14 protein-coding genes are annotated in these 15,727 nt (G+C 73.4%); 8 read left to right on the top strand and 6 right to left on the bottom strand.

Annotated elements, in window-relative coordinates; all coding sequences use genetic code 11:
* Positions 1-24 precede the first annotated feature (24 nt).
* From ACLJQF_RS22970 to ACLJQF_RS22955, 4 genes are all read right to left on the bottom strand, one after another.
* Entirely contained in the window at positions 25-1,392 is a 1,368-nt protein-coding gene (locus ACLJQF_RS22970) for a PfkB family carbohydrate kinase (protein WP_410611478.1), read from the bottom strand.
* Entirely contained in the window at positions 1,389-1,949 is a 561-nt protein-coding gene (locus ACLJQF_RS22965) for an SIS domain-containing protein (protein WP_410611845.1), read from the bottom strand. The genes ACLJQF_RS22970 and ACLJQF_RS22965 overlap by 4 nt, the downstream gene beginning before the upstream one ends.
* The gene (locus ACLJQF_RS22960) at positions 1,949-3,622 is read right to left on the bottom strand and encodes a carbamoyltransferase (RefSeq protein WP_410611477.1); all 1,674 of its coding nucleotides are present in this window, start codon (positions 3,620-3,622) and stop codon (positions 1,949-1,951) included. Before ACLJQF_RS22960 ends, ACLJQF_RS22965 begins: the two co-directional genes overlap by 1 nt.
* 112 nt (positions 3,623-3,734) lie before the next feature.
* Positions 3,735-4,685: a UDP-glucuronic acid decarboxylase family protein gene (locus tag ACLJQF_RS22955; protein WP_410611475.1), complete on the bottom strand. Its 951-nt coding sequence runs from the start codon at positions 4,683-4,685 to the stop codon at positions 3,735-3,737.
* Between the two features lie 88 nt (positions 4,686-4,773).
* On the opposite strand from ACLJQF_RS22955, the gene ACLJQF_RS22950 reads away from it, so the two are divergent.
* Genes ACLJQF_RS22950 through ACLJQF_RS22940 form a run of 3 tightly spaced genes read left to right on the top strand, consistent with a single transcriptional unit; the run spans position 4,774 to position 7,363 of the window.
* Complete coding sequence (locus ACLJQF_RS22950) at positions 4,774-5,631, top strand: polysaccharide pyruvyl transferase family protein (protein WP_410611474.1); 858 nt, start codon at positions 4,774-4,776, stop codon at positions 5,629-5,631.
* Positions 5,628-6,494 (top strand): glycosyltransferase family 2 protein, encoded by an 867-nt coding sequence (locus ACLJQF_RS22945; protein WP_410611473.1) that lies wholly within the window; start codon positions 5,628-5,630, stop codon positions 6,492-6,494. Before ACLJQF_RS22950 ends, ACLJQF_RS22945 begins: the two co-directional genes overlap by 4 nt.
* Positions 6,473-7,363, top strand: coding sequence for a glycosyltransferase family 2 protein (locus tag ACLJQF_RS22940; RefSeq protein ID WP_410611472.1), 891 nt, complete (start codon positions 6,473-6,475; stop codon positions 7,361-7,363). Before ACLJQF_RS22945 ends, ACLJQF_RS22940 begins: the two co-directional genes overlap by 22 nt.
* 64 nt (positions 7,364-7,427) lie before the next feature.
* Here ACLJQF_RS22940 and ACLJQF_RS22935 read toward each other — a convergent pair whose 3' ends face one another.
* Both ACLJQF_RS22935 and ACLJQF_RS22930 read right to left on the bottom strand, forming a co-directional pair.
* Positions 7,428-8,636 carry a glycosyltransferase family 4 protein gene (locus ACLJQF_RS22935; protein WP_410611471.1) on the bottom strand — a complete coding sequence of 403 codons (1,209 nt, stop codon included), beginning with the start codon at positions 8,634-8,636 and terminating at the stop codon, positions 7,428-7,430.
* Positions 8,637-8,659: 23 nt separating this feature from the next.
* Entirely contained in the window at positions 8,660-9,601 is a 942-nt protein-coding gene (locus ACLJQF_RS22930; protein WP_410611470.1) for a glycosyltransferase, read from the bottom strand.
* 93 nt (positions 9,602-9,694) lie between these two features.
* On the opposite strand from ACLJQF_RS22930, the gene ACLJQF_RS22925 reads away from it, so the two are divergent.
* The 5 genes from ACLJQF_RS22925 (at position 9,695) to ACLJQF_RS22905 (ending at position 15,719) form a co-directional block, all read left to right on the top strand.
* Entirely contained in the window at positions 9,695-10,309 is a 615-nt protein-coding gene (locus ACLJQF_RS22925; RefSeq protein WP_410611469.1) for a DUF47 domain-containing protein, read from the top strand.
* Positions 10,310-11,305: an anion permease gene (locus ACLJQF_RS22920; RefSeq protein ID WP_410611468.1), complete on the top strand. Its 996-nt coding sequence runs from the start codon at positions 10,310-10,312 to the stop codon at positions 11,303-11,305.
* A gap of 76 nt (positions 11,306-11,381) precedes the next feature.
* Positions 11,382-12,566, top strand: coding sequence for a zinc-dependent alcohol dehydrogenase (locus tag ACLJQF_RS22915; RefSeq protein WP_410611467.1), 1,185 nt, complete (start codon positions 11,382-11,384; stop codon positions 12,564-12,566).
* 20 nt (positions 12,567-12,586) lie between these two features.
* Positions 12,587-14,611: a CocE/NonD family hydrolase gene (locus ACLJQF_RS22910; RefSeq protein ID WP_410611465.1), complete on the top strand. Its 2,025-nt coding sequence runs from the start codon at positions 12,587-12,589 to the stop codon at positions 14,609-14,611.
* Between the two features lie 34 nt (positions 14,612-14,645).
* Positions 14,646-15,719: an NAD-dependent epimerase/dehydratase family protein gene (locus tag ACLJQF_RS22905; RefSeq protein ID WP_410611464.1), complete on the top strand. Its 1,074-nt coding sequence runs from the start codon at positions 14,646-14,648 to the stop codon at positions 15,717-15,719.
* The last annotated feature ends 8 nt before the right edge of the window (positions 15,720-15,727 follow it).

Below are 15,727 nucleotides of genomic sequence, written 5' to 3'. Positions count from 1 at the left end.
GCTCTCCTTCGCGGGCGAGGGGGTTCAGGCACCGGCCGCCGCGGCGACCAGCCGGGAGGTCGAGTAGCCGGGCACGGTCGGGACGAGCACGACCTCGCCGCCGTGCCGTTCGACCACTGCACGTTCGGGCAGGTCCGCTTCGGCGTAGTCGCCGCCCTTCACCCACACGTCCGGGCGCAGCTTCTCCAGGACGGTGGCCGGCGAGGGCTCGTCGAAGACCGCGACGGCGTCCACAAAGGACAGCGCCGTCAGCAGCCGGGCCCGGTCGCGGTCGCGGACCAGCGGGCGGCCGGGCCCCTTGAGGCCCCGCACCGAAGCGTCGGAATTGAGGCAGACGACGAGCGCGTCGCCGAGGGCACGGGCCTGCCGCAGCAGGCTCACGTGCCCGGGGTGCAGCAGGTCGAAGCAGCCGCCGGTGGCGATCAGGCGGCCGCCGGTTTCCCGGATCCGTGCGGCGAGGCCGAAGGCGTCGGTCGCCGGCTGCGGGTCGGGTACCGGGCCGTCGTTCGTGGACAGCGCGGTCGCGCCGCCCGCGGCGACGAACCGGGCGGCCGCCTCGACCGCGGTCACCACGGCTTCGGTCGTGTCCGCGCCGTCGAGCAGGGCCGCGGTGGCCGCGGCCGCGAACCGGTCGCCCGCCCCGCACGTGTCGGGTGCGGTGTGGCCCGGCGTCCGCGCCGCGGCGGGGATCGGGACGGTCGTTTCGCCGAGGCCGTCGGCGAGCACCGCACCGCGGGACCCGACGGTCACCGCAACCGCGTCGGCGAGCCAGTGGCCGCGCAGCAGCTTGGCGAGCTCGGCCGGTTCGTCGTGGCCGGCGAGCACCGCACGCGCCTCGGCGAGGTTCGGCGTGACCAGCCGGGCGCCGGGTACCGGCTGTGCGCCGCGAGGGTGCGGGTCCCACACCACCGGGATCCGCTCGGCCAGGTCCCGCAGGAGCCGCCGGACGCCGGGATTGCGCGTCAGGCCGCGGCCGTAGTCGGCCACGAGGATCGCGCCGGCGTCTTCCAGGACCTCGCGCACCCGGGCGGGCAGCGGGTCGGCGGTCGCGGTGCCGTCGCCGGAATCCAGGCGCAGCAACGACTGCCCGCCCGCGCGGACGCGGGTCTTGCACACCGTCGTGCCGCGCAGCGGCAGCGGCAGCACGGTGACGTCCGGTTCCAGCAGCCCGGTGAGCGCGCGGCCGCCTTCGTCGTCGCCGAGCGGCGTGACCAGGACGACTTCGGTCGCCGACCGGGCGGCCAGCAGCGCGGCGAGGCCGGCCCCGCCGGGGCGGCGGCGCCGGGCCGTCAGGTCGACCACCGGCACCGGCGCCTCGGGGCACAGCCGCTCGGCGGTGCCTTCGGCGTCGACGTCCAGCAGCGTGTCGCCCAGGACGACCAGCGGCTTCACGCGGTCACTCCGAGCGCGTCGTCGAGGGCCGCGCACAGGCCGTGCACCAGCACCAGGTGCATCTCCTGCACGGTCGCGACGGTCGGCGCTTCGACCGTCACGGCGTCGTCGCACAGGGCGGCGAGCGGGTTCGGGGCGGGCCCGGTCAGCGCCCACGCCGTCACGCCGAGTTCGTGCGCGGCCTTCGCCGCGGCGACGACGTTCTGGCTGGTGCCACTGGTGGACAGGCAGACCAGCACGTCACCCGCCCGCCCGTGCGCCCGCACCTGACGGGCGAAGACCTCGTGATCGCCGTAGTCGTTGACGATGGCGGTGGTCGCGGAAGTGTCCGCGTGCAACGCGATGGCCGAGAGCGGCCGCCGGTCGTCGCGGAAGCGGCCGACGAGTTCACCGGTCAGGTGCTGGGCTTCGGCGGCGCTGCCGCCGTTGCCGCAGGCGAGCAGCCGACCGCCGGCTTCGAACACGCCGGCGAGGTGCCGTCCCCAGGCGGCTATCTTCGGGGCGGATTCGCGGGCCCGCTCGGCGGCTTCGGCCAACGCGGCGAGATGGTCTTCCATCACGGCACCTCCTTCTCCTCCGGCGACGCCGCGCCGGTTCGAGTGGATCGGGGACGCCGGAGCACGAACGGCCCCAGCGCGAGCAGATCGATCGGGGCGGAGCCGAAGCATTCGAGGGCGTCGCGGGGCGAGTCGACCATCGGGCGGCCCGCCGTGTTGAGGCTGGTGTTGATCACGACCGGCAAGCCGGTCCGGCGTTCGAAGCCGGCCAGCATCCGGGCCAGCACCGGGTTGTCGCGCTCGTCGACGGTCTGCACGCGGGCGGTCCCGTCGACGTGCGTGACGGCCGGGATGCGGTCGCGCCAGGCTTCGGCGACGTCGTGCACGAACAGCATGTACGGGCTGGGCAGCGGGCCGCGGGTGAAGATCCCGGCCGCCCGCTCGGCCCGCACCATCGGCGCCACCGGGCGGAACTGCTCGCGGCCCTTGACGTCGTTGAGCCGCTCGAGGTTCGCCTTGCGGCCCGGGTGGGCCACCAGCGACCGGTGCCCGAGCGCCCGCGGGCCGAATTCGGCGCGGCCCTGGAACCAGGCGATCACGTCGTCGTTCGCCAGCGCTTCGGCGACGGTCTCGGCGAGGTCGTCCGGTCGCTCGTACGGCAGCTTCGCCTTGATCAGGATTTCTTCCAGTTCCTCGTCGGTCCAGCCGCGACCGAGCCCGGCGTCCCCCATCGGGGTGCCGCGTTCCCCGGCTTCGGCGGCCAGCTGCAGTGCGGCGCCGAGCGCGGTGCCCGCGTCCCCGGCGGCGGGCTGCACCCAGATCCGGTCGAACGGGCCCTCGGCGTGCAGCCGGCTGTTGGCGACGCAGTTGAGCGCGATCCCGCCCGCCAGCGCCAGGTTGCGCTGCCCGGTGGCCTCGTGCAGCCAGTCCGCCAGCTCCAGAAGGATGTCCTCGAGGACTTTCTGGACACTCGCGGCGAGATCGGCATGCCGCCGGGTGAGTTCCTCGCCCGCTCCACGGCGCGGGGCCAGCAAGGTCAGGTCGACGCCGGAGGCGCGGAAGCCGCCTTCGCCGGTGACGTGGACGCGCTCGCGGAGTTCGTCGAGGAACTCCGGCGTGCCGTAGGAGGCGAGCGCCATGACCTTGTACTCGTCGCTGGAGCGCGCGAAGCCGAGGTGCTCGGTGAGGTCTTCGTAGAGCAGGCCGAGCGAGTCCGGCAGCTTCTGGGCCGCCAGTTCCTTGAACCGCCCGTCGCGGTACTCACCGGCCAGATAGGACGTGCTCTCGCCGCGTCCGTCGGCGACGAGCACGGCGCAGTCGCCGAACGGCGCGGCGAGCGCGGCCGACGCGGCGTGCGCGACGTGGTGCCGGACGAACTTGACGATGCCCGGGTCCAGTCCGGGCAAAGCGGACTTCAGGAACAAGGGCGCCCGCTCGGCGAATTCCGTGCGCAGCTCCTCGCCGCTCGGGTCGTGCCCGGGCAGGCCCGGTTCGACGAGCGCGGGGTCGTAGGAGTAGCCGACGGCGTCGAGGTCCTTCGCGGACAGTCCCGCCTGGGCCAGGCACCAGGCGGCAGCCTGGGCGGGCTGTTCCCACGTCGAGAACGGCACCGCCTGCTTGCCGTGCTTGCGGCGGCTGAACCGTTCTTCTTCCGCCGCGGCAACGATCTCCCCGTCCACCACCAGCGCTGCGGCCGGGTCGTGGAAGACGGCGTTGATCCCGAGTATGCGCATCGACCTGCCTCTGGCGTTTCGGTGCGGACTCGCAGGGCCCGCGCTTGCCTATAGCGCTACCCGGCGAAGTCGTTGATAAACGATGGCGCGCAAAAGCCCTGGACGTCGCTACTCAGGGCGACAGCGCCCGGCGGAACCAAGCCGCAGTGCGCCGGAGGCCGTCGTCGGCGTCGACCTTCGGTTCCCAGCCGAGGACGTCGCGGGCGAGGGCGATGTCGGGGCAGCGGCGCTGCGGGTCGTCGACGACGGCGTCGATGTACTCGATCGGCGAGCCGGACCCGGTGATGTCCTTGATCCGGTCCGCCACCTGCCGGACGGTCAGTTCGTCCGGGTTGCCGAGGTTCACCGGTCCGGGGTGGCCCGACCGCGCGAGGGCCAGCAGGCCGCGGACGGTGTCTTCGACGTAGCAGATGGACCGCGTCTGCTCGCCCGAGCCCGTGACGGTGATCGGCTCGTTCTTCAGCGCCTGGTCGAGGAACGCCGGGATCATCCGGCCGTCGTGGGCGCGCATGCCGGGGCCGTAGGTGTTGAAGATCCGCGCGATCGCCGTGTCGGTGCCGTGTTCGCGGCGGTAGGCCGACGTCAGCGCCTCGGCGTAGCGCTTGGCTTCGTCGTAGACACTGCGCGGCCCGATCGGGTTGACGTTGCCCCAATATCCTTCGCGCTGCGGGTGTTCCAGGGGGTCGCCGTAGACCTCGCTGGTCGAGGCGAGCACGAACCGGGCGCCGTCGCGGCGGGCCAGGTCGAGGGCGTTCCCGGTGCCGTGGGAGCCCGCGCGCAGCGTCTCGATCGGCAGGGCCAGGTAGTCGCGGGGCGACGCGGCCGAAGCCAGGTGGAACACCACGTCGGCTGCGCAGTTCAGCGGCATCGGCCGGGTGACGTCGTGGTGCACGAACCGGAACCGGTCGTGGCGGCGCAGGTGGTCCAGGCTGTCCGCCGAGGACGTTGCGAGGTTGTCGACGGCGACGACGCCGATGTCCTCTTCGAGCAGCAGTTCGCACAGGTGCGCGCCGACGAAGCCGGCACCCCCGGTCACCACCGCACGCTCGAACCGCCTGGTCACTGCCGGATTCTCCATGTCGTCGCGGCTACCCGGCCCCGGTGGCCGCAAACCCGTGTAACGGGGCGGAGACCGGGTATGCGCCCCGACCATGCGAGTTCTGCTCACCGGTTGGGCCAGTTTTCTGCACGGGGAAGCAACGGCGGGTGACGTCCTGAGCCTGCGCGCGGTCGCGGCCGCGCTGGCGGAGGCGGGGATCGACCACCGGGTCGCGTGGAGCCCGGGCTTCCGCCCCGGCGCCCTGCACCTGCCCGACGCGCCGCCCGAGGACTACACGCACGTGGTGTTCGTCTGCGGCCCGGTCCACGGGCCGCAGGTGCGTTCGCTGCACGAGCGCTACGCCGGCTGCCGCCGGATCGCGGTCGGCGTGTCCGTCCCCGACGCCGGCGACCCGGCGGTGACGGGGTTCCACCGGGTCATCCCGCGCGACGACGGCGTCACCGCCGAACTCGACCTGTCGCTGGGCGCGCCGGTGTCACCCACGCCGGTGCTCGGCGTGATCCTGGCGCCGCACCAGCCGGAATACGGCGGCGCGGGGCGGCACGGCGATGTCCACGAGGCACTGACCGGCTGGCTCGCCGGCCTCGACTGCGCCCGCGTCCCGCTGGACACCCGGCTCGCGCACGAGGACTGGGAACGGTGTGCGACCCCGGACCAGTTCGCCGCCTTGGTGTCCAAAATGGACGCTTTGGTGACGACCCGGCTGCACGGCCTGGTCTTCGGGCTCAAGACCGGCGTGCCGGTGCTCGCCGTCGACCCGGTGGCCGGCGGCGGGAAGGTGACCGCGCAGGGGAAGGCTTTGGACTGGCCGGTGGTGGCGGCCGAGGACGTCACGGACACCGCGTTGCTCGGCGCGCGCCTGAAGTGGTGCCTGCCCGCGACGGTGCGGCCGCCCGCACACCCGGCCTCCCTGGCGGCGCTGGTGGCCGAGCTGGTGGGACCGCGATGAGCGCGCGCACGACCGTCGTCATCGCCACCCGCAACCGTGCCACCGAGCTGGCGCGCACCCTCACCCGGCTGTCCTCTTTGGACCCGCGGCCACCGGTCGTCGTGCTGGACAACGCGTCCGAGGACGACACGGCCGAGGTCGCGGCCCGGTACGCGGACGTCCGCGTGATCCGCCTGCCGCAGAACCTCGGTGCCGCCGCCCGCACGCTCGGCGTCGTCGCGGCCGGCACGCCGTACGTCGCCTTCAGCGACGACGACTCGTGGTGGGCGCCGGACGCGCTGGCCGAGGCGGAACGGATCTTCGACGAACACCCGGGGACCGGGCTGCTGGCCGCGCGCACCCTCGTCGGGCCGGAATGCCGGGACGACCCGGTGACGCCCGAGATGGAGCGCAGCCCGCTGGGGCACCCGGACGGCGCGCCCGGGCCGCTGGTGCTCGGCTTCCTGGCCTGCTCCGCGATCGTGCGCCGCACGGCGTACCTGCAGGTGGGCGGGTTCAGCCCGCTGCTGCACTTCGGCGCGGAGGAGCAACTGCTCGCCTACGACCTGGCCGCGCGCGGCTGGGAGGTCTGCTACGTCGGGCGCCTGCGCGCCCACCACCACCCGTCGCGGTCGCGGCCGCCGTCGTCGTGGCGCCGCCGGGCCGAGCTGCGCAACCGGCTGCTCATCGCGGTGCTGCGGCGGCCACCCCGCGTCTGCCGCCGCGAGGTGGCCTGGACGCTGGTGCGGGCGCCCGGCGCCGTCCTCGGTGCGGTTGTGCGCCTGCCGCGTGCGCTGGGCTCCCGCCGCGTCCTGCCCGCCCACGTCGAACACCAGGCCCGGACTCTGGAAAGGACCGCCGAATGGCGCGAATCTCGGTCGTGATGATCACCTGCAACCGGCGCTCGCAACTGCGGGAAACCCTGGCGCACATGACGTCCTTGCCGGACGCGGCACCGATCTTCGTCGCGGACAACGGGTCCGGCGACGGCACCGCCGACATGGTCGCCCGGGAGTTCCCCGGCGTCCGGCTGTTCCCGCTGGCGGAGAACCTCGGCGCGGTTGCCCGCAACGTCGCCGTCGAGGAGGTGACGACACCGTACGTGGCCTTCTGCGACGACGACACGACGTGGCAGCCGGGCGCGCTCACCCGGGCCGCCGACCTGCTGGACGCATACCCGGCGCTCGGGTCGGTGACCGGGCGCTGCCTGGTCGAGCCCGGCCTGGCCGAGGACCCGATCACGCCGGAGCTGCGCGAGTCGCCGGTGCCCGGCCCGGACTGGCTGCCGGGGCCGGCGCTGCTCGGCATCATGGCGGGCCTGACGGCGGTGCGCGTCAGCGCGTTCCGCGAGGTGGGCGGCTTCTCGACCCGGATGTGGCTCGGCGGCGAGGAGGAGCTGTTCGCCCTGGACCTCGCCGCCCGGGGCTGGTGGATGTGCTGGGCGGAAGACGTCGTGATCCACCACGCGCCGTCGAAGCTGCGCGACCCGCGCCACCGCCGTCGCCTGGGCATCCGCAACACCCTGTGGACGCTCCTGCTGCGCCGCCCCTGGCCGGCGGTCTTCCGCCGCGGCCGCGAGGTCCTGCGCACCGCCCCTCGCGACGCCGCCACCGCGGCGGCACTCCTGGACGTGGCCCGCGGCCTCCCGTGGGTCCTCACCTCCCGCCGCGTGGTCCCACCCCACGTCGAGCACGGCCTCCGCCTCCTGGAGGCCCCCCAACGAGCCTCCAAAGCCCGCCGCTACATCGGCTGACCACCCCCCCGAGGGTGCCCCCCTGCGGAACTCGGCGGGAGGGCACTTTCACGTGAAAGTGCCCTTAGCGGGCCTCGGCGGTGGCTGCGGCCTGGGGGACCAGCTTGTGGTAGGCGCGGAGCGTGTCGGCGGCGACGCGGTCCCACGAGTAGCGGGCCACCGCGCGGTCGCGGCCCGCGGTGCCGTAGGCGTGGCAGAGCGCCGGGTCGTCGATCAGCCGCCGGGCCCGGGACGCGAGCTCCTTCGGCCGGTGCGGGCGGACCAGCAGCCCGGTGACGCCGTCGACGACGGTGTCGGTCAGGCCGCCCACCGCGGCCGCGACCACCGGGACGCCGCAGGCCATCGCTTCCAGCGGCACGATCCCGAACGGCTCGTACCACGGCGTGCACACGACCGCGTCGGCCGAGCGCAGCAGGGCCGGCATGTCCTCCCGGGACACCTGGCCGGGCCAGCGGATGCGGTCGGCGACGCCCAGGCGCTCGGCCAGCTGCCGCAGCCGCCCCGCCTCGGGGTCCTGGGACAGCCGGCCGCGTTCCGGGCCGCCGGCGATGACGAGCTCGGTGTCCGGCAGCTGCGCGAGCGCGGTGATCGCGATGTCGAACCCCTTGCGCGGGACCAGCCGGCCGACGGCGACCAGCCGGTGCGGCAGCCGGCGGCGGGTCATCGGCCCGTCGAGGGAGAACCGGCCGAGGTCGACGCCACAAGGGACGATCGAAATCCGCGACCGCGGCACGCCGAGGCGGGACAGCTCGAAGACCTCGTCGGAGCAGGTGGCGATCACGCGCCCGGCCTGCCGGCCGATGATCCGCTCCAGCCGGATGCGGTCGGCCGGGCTGGTGTCCTGGTCGCCCTGGTAGCGCTTCTTGACCACGCCCAGTGCGTGAAAGGTCTGGGCCACCGGTGTCCCGGTCGCGCTCGCCGCCAGCGAGGTCGCGAGGCCGGACATCCAGAAGTGCGCGTGCGCGACGTCCGGGCGGTCGAGCGCCCACCGGTCCCGCAGGAAGCTGCCGAACTCGCCCATGTAGGGCAGGAGGTGGTCCTTCGGCTCCTTGCGGGCCGGCCCGGCGGGCACGTGCACGACGCGGTACCCCTGCGGTGTCCGAACCTCCGGTGGCTCGCCGCGGCTCTCCCGGCGCGTGTAGACGGTGACCTCGTGCCCGGCGCGCACCATCGCGGCGGACAGCTCCGCGACGTGCACGTTCTGGCCGCCGGCGTCGGCTTCGCCCAGTGCGGCGAGGGGATTGGCGTGCTCGGACACCATGGCGATCTTCATCGGTGAGGCGTTCCCTTCACGGTTCAGCGGGCCGTCTCGGCGAGGAGGTGGTCCCAAGCGGTCAGGAAGGCGGCCAGCCCGTAGTGCTTGAGGGCGTGTTCGCGGGCGTTCTTGCCGGCGAGCGCGGCGAAGTCGGGTTCGTGCAGCAGCTCGCGGAAGCCCCGCGCCAGCACCGAGACGTCGGTGGAGAGCACGCCCGCGTCGTCCGGCACCGCCTCGACCGCCTCGGTGGCCGCGAAGACGACGACCGGCATCGCCAGGTGCATGGCCTCCACAAGGGACAGCCCCAGCGACGTCCACCGGGCGGTGTGCAGGTAGACGCGGCGGCGGGCGATCTCGTCGTGCAGCTTCGGCGCCGGGACGTCCCCCTGGCCGCGCAGCGGCGCGCCGAGTTCCTCGGTCCCCATGCCGAAGACGTCGACGGGTGCGGCTTCGGCGAGCGTGCCGAGCAGGTCGGCGCCGGTGACGCGCTCCCGCCGCACCGGCTCGTTGATCATCGACACGCCGGCCGCGAGCTCGCCGGTGTAGCGCGGGCCCGGATCGGGGATGCCGTGCGGCACGACGGTTACCGGCGCGCGGCCGCAGTCCCACATCGCCGCGTTGAAGTGGGTGACGTGCGCGACGGCGATGTCGGCCCGGCCGGCGAGCGGGTGCTCGCTGGCCGCGGCGTACGGCCGGGGCGCGTTGTGTTCCACGTAGACGGCCGGAACGCCAAGGCGGGCGGCGAATTCGAGCTCCTCCGGGCGTTGCAGGACCACGACGTCGGGCTCGGCTTCGGTCAGCCGGTCGAGCGGCACCTCGGTCACCGACGGCCAGTCCCGGCCCGCTTTGCCGAGGCCCCAGGGCGCACCGTCGGGTGACACCGGCAGGAGGTAGTCGTGGCGACCGCGGACGAAAGCGTCGGTCCACGAGCCGTGCACGTGCCAGAGCAGTACTCTCAGGCGCCGGGATCCGGGATCGGTCATGACTCCTGGTTTCCCGGAGATCGGCCGTTAAACGTACGGCCGGACGGGGTACCCGGCCCCGGACGGGCGCGCGCGACGAAGGGACTTCCATCCATGCGCTTCACCCCACGGGGCACCCGGTTCTTCGACTTGCTCGCCGAAGCGGCGAAGAACCTCGTCACCGCGACCGCCCTGCTCAGGGACCTCGTGGCCGCCGAGCCGGCCGAGCGGGAACCGATCGCGAAGCGCCTGCACGAGGTCGAGCACCAGGGCGACGAGCTGACGCACACGATCATGGTGGAGCTCAACAGCTCGTTCGTGACGCCGTTCGACCGCGAGGACATCCAGGCCCTCGCGGCCAAGATCGACGACGTGCTGGACTTCACGGACACCGCGGCGGACCTCGCCGTGCTCTACCGTATCGGCACGTTCCCGCCCGGCATCGACGTCCTGCTCCGGGTGCTCTGCCGCGCCGCCGAGCTGACGGCTTCGGCGATGCCCGGCCTGGCCAAGGTGGGCGACCTCGAGCCGTTCTGGATCGAGATCAACGAGCTCGAGAACGAGGCCGACCGCGTCTACCGGCGGATCCTGGCCCACCTGTTCGAGCCGGGCGGGGACGCCCTCGAGGTGCTGAAGACCAAGGAGGTCGTCGAGCAGTTCGAGCTGGCCGCCGACGCGTTCGAGCACCTGGCCGACGTGGTGCAGACCATCGCGGTCAAGGAGTCCTGAGTGACGGGGACCGCCGCCCTGGTCACCGTGATCGTGCTGACGCTCGTCTTCGACTACACCAACGGGTTCCACGACGCGGCCAACGCCATCGCCAGCGCGGTGTCGACCCGGGCGCTGACCCTGCGCGCCGCCCTCGTGCTGGCGGCGGTGATGAACCTGGCGGGCGCGCTGCTGTCCACCGGCATCGCCGCGACGGTGGCCAAGGGGATCATCGACGTCCCGGTGGGCCCGGACGCGCTCACGGTGGTGTTCGCCGCACTGACCGGGGCCATCACCTGGAACCTGATCACCTGGTACTTCGGGCTCCCGTCGTCGTCTTCGCACTCGTTGATCGGCGGCATGGTCGGCGCGGCCCTGGCGGCCGCGAGCACCGTGCACTGGGCGGGGATCGCGGAGAAGGTGCTGATCCCGATGGTGGCGTCGCCGCTGATCGGGCTGGTGCTGGGCTACCTCGCGATGGTCGGCGCGCTGTGGCTGCTGCGGCGGGCGAACCCGCACCGCAGCGGCCGGGTGTTCCGCCGGTTCCAGATCGTCTCCGCGTCGGCGCTCGCGCTCGGGCACGGCCTGCAGGACGCCCAGAAGGGCATGGGCGTGATCGTCCTGGCGCTGGTCGCGGCCGGGCAGCAGCAGGCGTTCGACGTCCCGCTGTGGGTGACCCTGGCCTGTGCCGCGGCCTTGTCGCTGGGCACCTATTCGGGTGGCTTGCGGATCATGCGCACGCTCGGCAGGCGGGTGTTCCCGCTCGACCCGCCGCACGGGTTCGTCGCGGAGTCGGTGGCGTCGTCGGTGTTGTACGTGACGGCGTTCGCGGTGAAGGCGCCGATCTCGACGACGCACGTCATCACGGCGGCGATCATGGGCGTCGGCGCGACCCGGCGGCTGTCGGCGGTGCGGTGGGGCATCGCACGCGACATCGTGCTCGGCTGGGTGCTGACCTTCCCGGCCGCCGCCGCGGTGGCCGCCGCCGTCTACCTGGTGGCCGACCTGCTCACCTGAGGCGGGGGCGGGGTTTGCCCGTCTCCGCCCGCGGGAAGCCGGGGCGGAGACACCCCGCCCGCGGAAAGGGAGAGCCATGAAGGCAGTGACCTGGCACGGCAAACGCGACGTCCGCGTCGAGGAGGTGCCGGACCCGAAGATCGAAGAGGCCACCGACGCGGTCGTGCGGATCACCTCGACCGGGATCTGCGGCTCCGACCTGCACCTGTACGAGGTGCTGGGCGCGTTCATGACCGAGGGCGACATCCTCGGCCACGAGCCGATGGGCGTGGTCGAGGAGGTCGGGCCGGAGGTGACGAACCTCAAGCCCGGCGACCGCGTGGTGGTCCCCTTCAACATCTCCTGCGGCCACTGCTGGATGTGCGAGCGCGGCCTGCAGTCGCAGTGCGAGACGACCCAGGTCAGGGAGCACGGCAAGGGCGCCTCGCTGCTCGGGTACACCAAGCTCTACGGCCAGGTCCCCGGCGGCCAGGCCGAGTACCTGCGCGTCCCGCAGGCGCACTACGGCCCGATCAAGGTCCCGGACGGCCCGCCGGACGAGCGGTTCGTCTACCTCTCCGACGTCGTCCCGACCGCCTGGCAGGCCGTCGAGTACGCGAACGTCCCCGACGGCGGCACGGTCGTCGTCTTCGGCCTCGGCCCGATCGGGCAGATGAGCTGCCGGATCGCGCGGCACCGCGGGGCCGGCCAGGTGATCGGCGTCGACCTGGTGCCCGAGCGCCTCGCCCGGGCCCGCGAACACGGCGCCACCGCGCTGGACACCCGTGACCACAAGGAAATCGGCGAGGCCATCCGGCAGCTGACGAACGGGCGCGGCGCGGACTCGGTGATCGACGCGGTCGGCATGGAGGCGCACGGCGCGCCGGTCGGGAAGCTGGCGCACACCCTCGTCGGGCTGCTGCCGCAGCCCCTCGGCGAGAAGATCACCGAGAAGGCCGGGATCGACCGGCTCAGCGTGCTCTACGCCGCCATCGACAGCGTCCGCCGCGGCGGCACGATCTCGCTGTCCGGCGTCTACGGCGGGATGGTCGACCCGATGCCGATGATGGAGCTGTTCGACAAGCAGGTCCAGCTGCGGATGGGCCAGGCCAACGTCCGGCACTGGCTCGACGCGATCATGCCGGTGCTGACCGGCGACGGCGACCCGCTCGGCGTCGAAGGCTTCGCCACCCACAAGCTGCCGCTGGCCGAGGCGCCCCGCGCGTACGAGATCTTCCAGAAGAAGCTGGACGGCGCCCAGAAGATCCTGCTGCAGCCGTAACACCGGGAGGGAACTGACTCTTGCGAGCCGTCACCTCGCTGCCGTACGCAATCACCGAGGAAGACCACGTCCGGATCCCGATGTCCGACGGGACCGTGCTGTCCGCCCGCATCTGGCGGCCGGTCTCGTCGGACGCCGAGCCGGTGCCGGCGATCCTCGAATACATCCCCTACCGCAAGCGGGACCTCACCGCGCCCCGCGACTCCATCCACCACCCCTACCTCGCCGGGCACGGCTACGCCTGCGTGCGCGTCGACATCCGTGGCACCGGCGAGTCCGAGGGCGTCCTGGCCGACGAGTACCTCGAACGCGAGCAGCTCGACGCCGAAGAAGTCCTCGAATGGATCGCCGGGCAGCCGTGGTGCACCGGTGACACCGGGATGATGGGGATCTCCTGGGGCGCGTTCGCCGCGTTGCAGGTCGCGGCGCGGAAACCGCCGAGCCTGCGGGCGATCGTGATCTCGTCGTTCACCGACGACCGCTTCGCCGACGACATGCACTACATGGGCGGCTGCCTGCTGTCGGACAACGTCGCCGAGTCCGGCACGATGTTCGCCTACGCCACGCTGCCGCCCGACCCGGCGGTCGCCGGTGAGCGGTGGCGCGAGATGTGGCTGGAGCGGCTGGAGAACTGCAGCCTGTGGATCGAGAACTGGCTCGGCCACCAGCGCCGCGACGGCTACTGGCGCCACGCGTCGGTGTCGGAGAACTACAGCGACGTCCAGGTGCCGGTGCTGGCTTCGAGCGGCTGGGCCGACGGTTACTCCAACGCCGTGATCCGGCTGCTGGCCCACCTCGACGTCCCGCGCCGCGGGCTGATCGGCCCGTGGTCGCACAAGTACCCGCACCTCGGCGAGCCGGGGCCGGCGATCGGCTACCTCCAGGAGGTCGTCGGGTGGTGGGACCACTGGCTGCGCGGCGAGGAGAACGGCGCCATGGACGGGCCGATGCTGCGCACCTGGATGCAGGAGAGCGTGCCGCCCTCGACGTCCTACGAAGACCGCCCCGGCCGCTGGGTGGGGGAGGCCACCTGGCCGTCCCCGCACGTCGAGCCGCAGGCGCTGCCGCTGACCCGCCACCGCCTCCTGCGGCCGGACGAGACCGTCACCGACGAGGTCCTGGCCGTGTCGTCGCCGTTGTCGGTCGGGCAGTTCTCCGGCAAGTGGGCGTCCTACAGCGCGCCGCCCGACCTGCCCTACGACCAGCGCGAAGAGGACGGCGGGTCGCTGGTCTTCGACACCGACGTGCTCACCGAGCGCTGCGAGATCCTCGGCTCGCCGAAGGTGCGACTGGAAGTCTCCGCCGACCAGCCGGTCGCGATGATCGCGGCGCGGATCTCGGACGTCGCACCGGACGGACGGGCCACGCGCGTCACCTACGGGCTGCTCAACCTGACCCATCGCGACGGCCACGACGAGCCGGCGCCGATGGAGCCGGGGGAGCGGTGCTCGGTCGAGATCGAGCTGAACGCCGTGGCGCAGGCTTTCCCGGCGGGGCACCGGATCCGGCTATCACTGTCCACATCGTACTGGCCGCTGGCCTGGCCGCCGCCGACGCCGGTGCTCCTGAGTGTCCACACCGGACACAGCGCGCTGGAACTGCCGGTGCGCCCGGTCGCCGAGCCGGACGAGCTGCCGGCCCGGCCGTTCGGCGAGCCCGAAGGCGCGCCGCCGATGTCCGTGACTGCCGTGACGCCGGGGGAGCAGCGCTGGACCGTCTCGCGGGACCTCGTCGACTACCACTCGGCGCTGGACATCGTGAAGGACGCGGGGACCGTCCGGTACGACGACCTCGATCTGGAGGTCACCCGGGACGTCCGCGAGCGGTACAGCTGGGTCGCCGACGACTTCTGCTCCCCGGTCGCGGAAACCGCGTGGGACGTCACCTTCGCACGCGGCGACTGGGTGGCACGCAGCGAGACGCGCACGCGGGTGTCGTGCACCGATACCGAGTTCGTCATCGACGCGCAGCTCGACGGCTACGACGGGGCCCGGCGGATCGTCTCGCGGAACTGGCACCGGCGGATTCCGCGTGACCTGGTCTGAGTTTTACGGCCGCGACACGGGGTAAGCCTTCCGGGTGCGCATCGTGATCACCGGGGCGACCGGGAACGTCGGAACGGCACTGCTGGGCGCGCTCGAACCCGGCCACGACGTGGTCGGGCTCGCGCGGCGGCTGCCGGACACGACGGCCGAGCCGTACCGCCGGGCGGCCTGGCGGGCCGTCGACATCGGCCTTCCCGGCGCCGAGGAGGAATTGGCGGAGGTGTTCGCGGGGGCGGCCGCCGTCGTCCACCTGGCGTGGGCCATCTCGCCGGTGCGCGGCGACCCGCCGATGTGGCGCACGAACGACCACGGCACCCGCAACGTCCTCGCCGCGGCGGCCGCCGCCGGGGTGTCCCACCTGGTCGTCGCCTCGTCCGTGGCCGCCTACGGGCCGCCGCCCCGCTGGGAGAAGGTGGCCGAGGACTTCCCGTGCGACGGCATCGCGGGCAGTGCCTACAGCCGCGGCAAGGCGGCCCTGGAAACCCTGCTGGACCGGTTCGAGAAGAAGTACCCGCAGGTCAAGGTGGCGCGGATCCGGCCGTGCGCGATCCTGCACCGGGACGCGGCGGGCGAGTTCGCACGCTGGCTGCTCGGCCCGGCCGTGCCCGCCCACCTCGTCGGCGGCCGGCGGCTGCCGGTTCCGCTGTGGACGGGTCTGCGGGCGCAGATCGTGCACACCACCGACGTCGCCGCGGCGATCCGGCTGATCCTCGACTCGGGCTTCACCGGCGCGGTCAACCTGGCCGCGCCGGAGGTGCTCGACGCCGACGCGCTGGCCGGTGTCCTCGGGGGAACCCGCGTCCCGGTGCCGAAGCCGGTGGTCCGGCTCGCGACCCGGGCGGCCTGGCTGGGCGGGCTGCTGCCGGTGCACCCCGGCTGGCTCGAGCTGGCCGACCGCGCGGCGCTCGCCGACACCACGCTGGCGGAGACCGCGCTGGGCTGGCAACCTCGGTATGACGCCGCGGCCGCGCTCGCCGACCTGGTCACCGGGCTCCGTGCGGGCGCGGGCGCGGCCAGCCCGCCCCTGGCCCCGCCGCGCCGCGACGGGGTCCTGGCCCGGCTCCGCTCGCTCACCCGGGTCGGGCCGAGTCACCAGTCGCAAGCCTGACCAGCCGG

It is taken from the genome of Amycolatopsis sp. lyj-109, from assembly GCF_046548995.1.
Taxonomy (GTDB): Bacteria; Actinomycetota; Actinomycetes; order Mycobacteriales; family Pseudonocardiaceae; genus Amycolatopsis.
Note: the sequence above shows the minus strand (reverse complement) of the source record. Positions and strands in the feature narration are given on the sequence as shown.

What these genes read in the sequence shown, in the direction of transcription:
- ACLJQF_RS22925 (WP_410611469.1), top strand. Translation starts at nt 9,695, where the DNA reads ATGCGCTTCACCCCACGGGGCACCCGGTTCTTCGACTTGCTCGCCGAA.
- ACLJQF_RS22945 (WP_410611473.1), top strand. Translation starts at nt 5,628, where the DNA reads ATGAGCGCGCGCACGACCGTCGTCATCGCCACCCGCAACCGTGCCACC.
- ACLJQF_RS22915 (WP_410611467.1), top strand. Translation starts at nt 11,382, where the DNA reads ATGAAGGCAGTGACCTGGCACGGCAAACGCGACGTCCGCGTCGAGGAG.
- ACLJQF_RS22965 (WP_410611845.1), bottom strand. Translation starts at nt 1,949, where the DNA reads ATGGAAGACCATCTCGCCGCGTTGGCCGAAGCCGCCGAGCGGGCCCGC.
- ACLJQF_RS22930 (WP_410611470.1), bottom strand. Translation starts at nt 9,601, where the DNA reads ATGACCGATCCCGGATCCCGGCGCCTGAGAGTACTGCTCTGGCACGTG.
- ACLJQF_RS22935 (WP_410611471.1), bottom strand. Translation starts at nt 8,636, where the DNA reads ATGAAGATCGCCATGGTGTCCGAGCACGCCAATCCCCTCGCCGCACTG.
- ACLJQF_RS22940 (WP_410611472.1), top strand. Translation starts at nt 6,473, where the DNA reads ATGGCGCGAATCTCGGTCGTGATGATCACCTGCAACCGGCGCTCGCAA.
- ACLJQF_RS22950 (WP_410611474.1), top strand. Translation starts at nt 4,774, where the DNA reads ATGCGAGTTCTGCTCACCGGTTGGGCCAGTTTTCTGCACGGGGAAGCA.
- ACLJQF_RS22960 (WP_410611477.1), bottom strand. Translation starts at nt 3,622, where the DNA reads ATGCGCATACTCGGGATCAACGCCGTCTTCCACGACCCGGCCGCAGCG.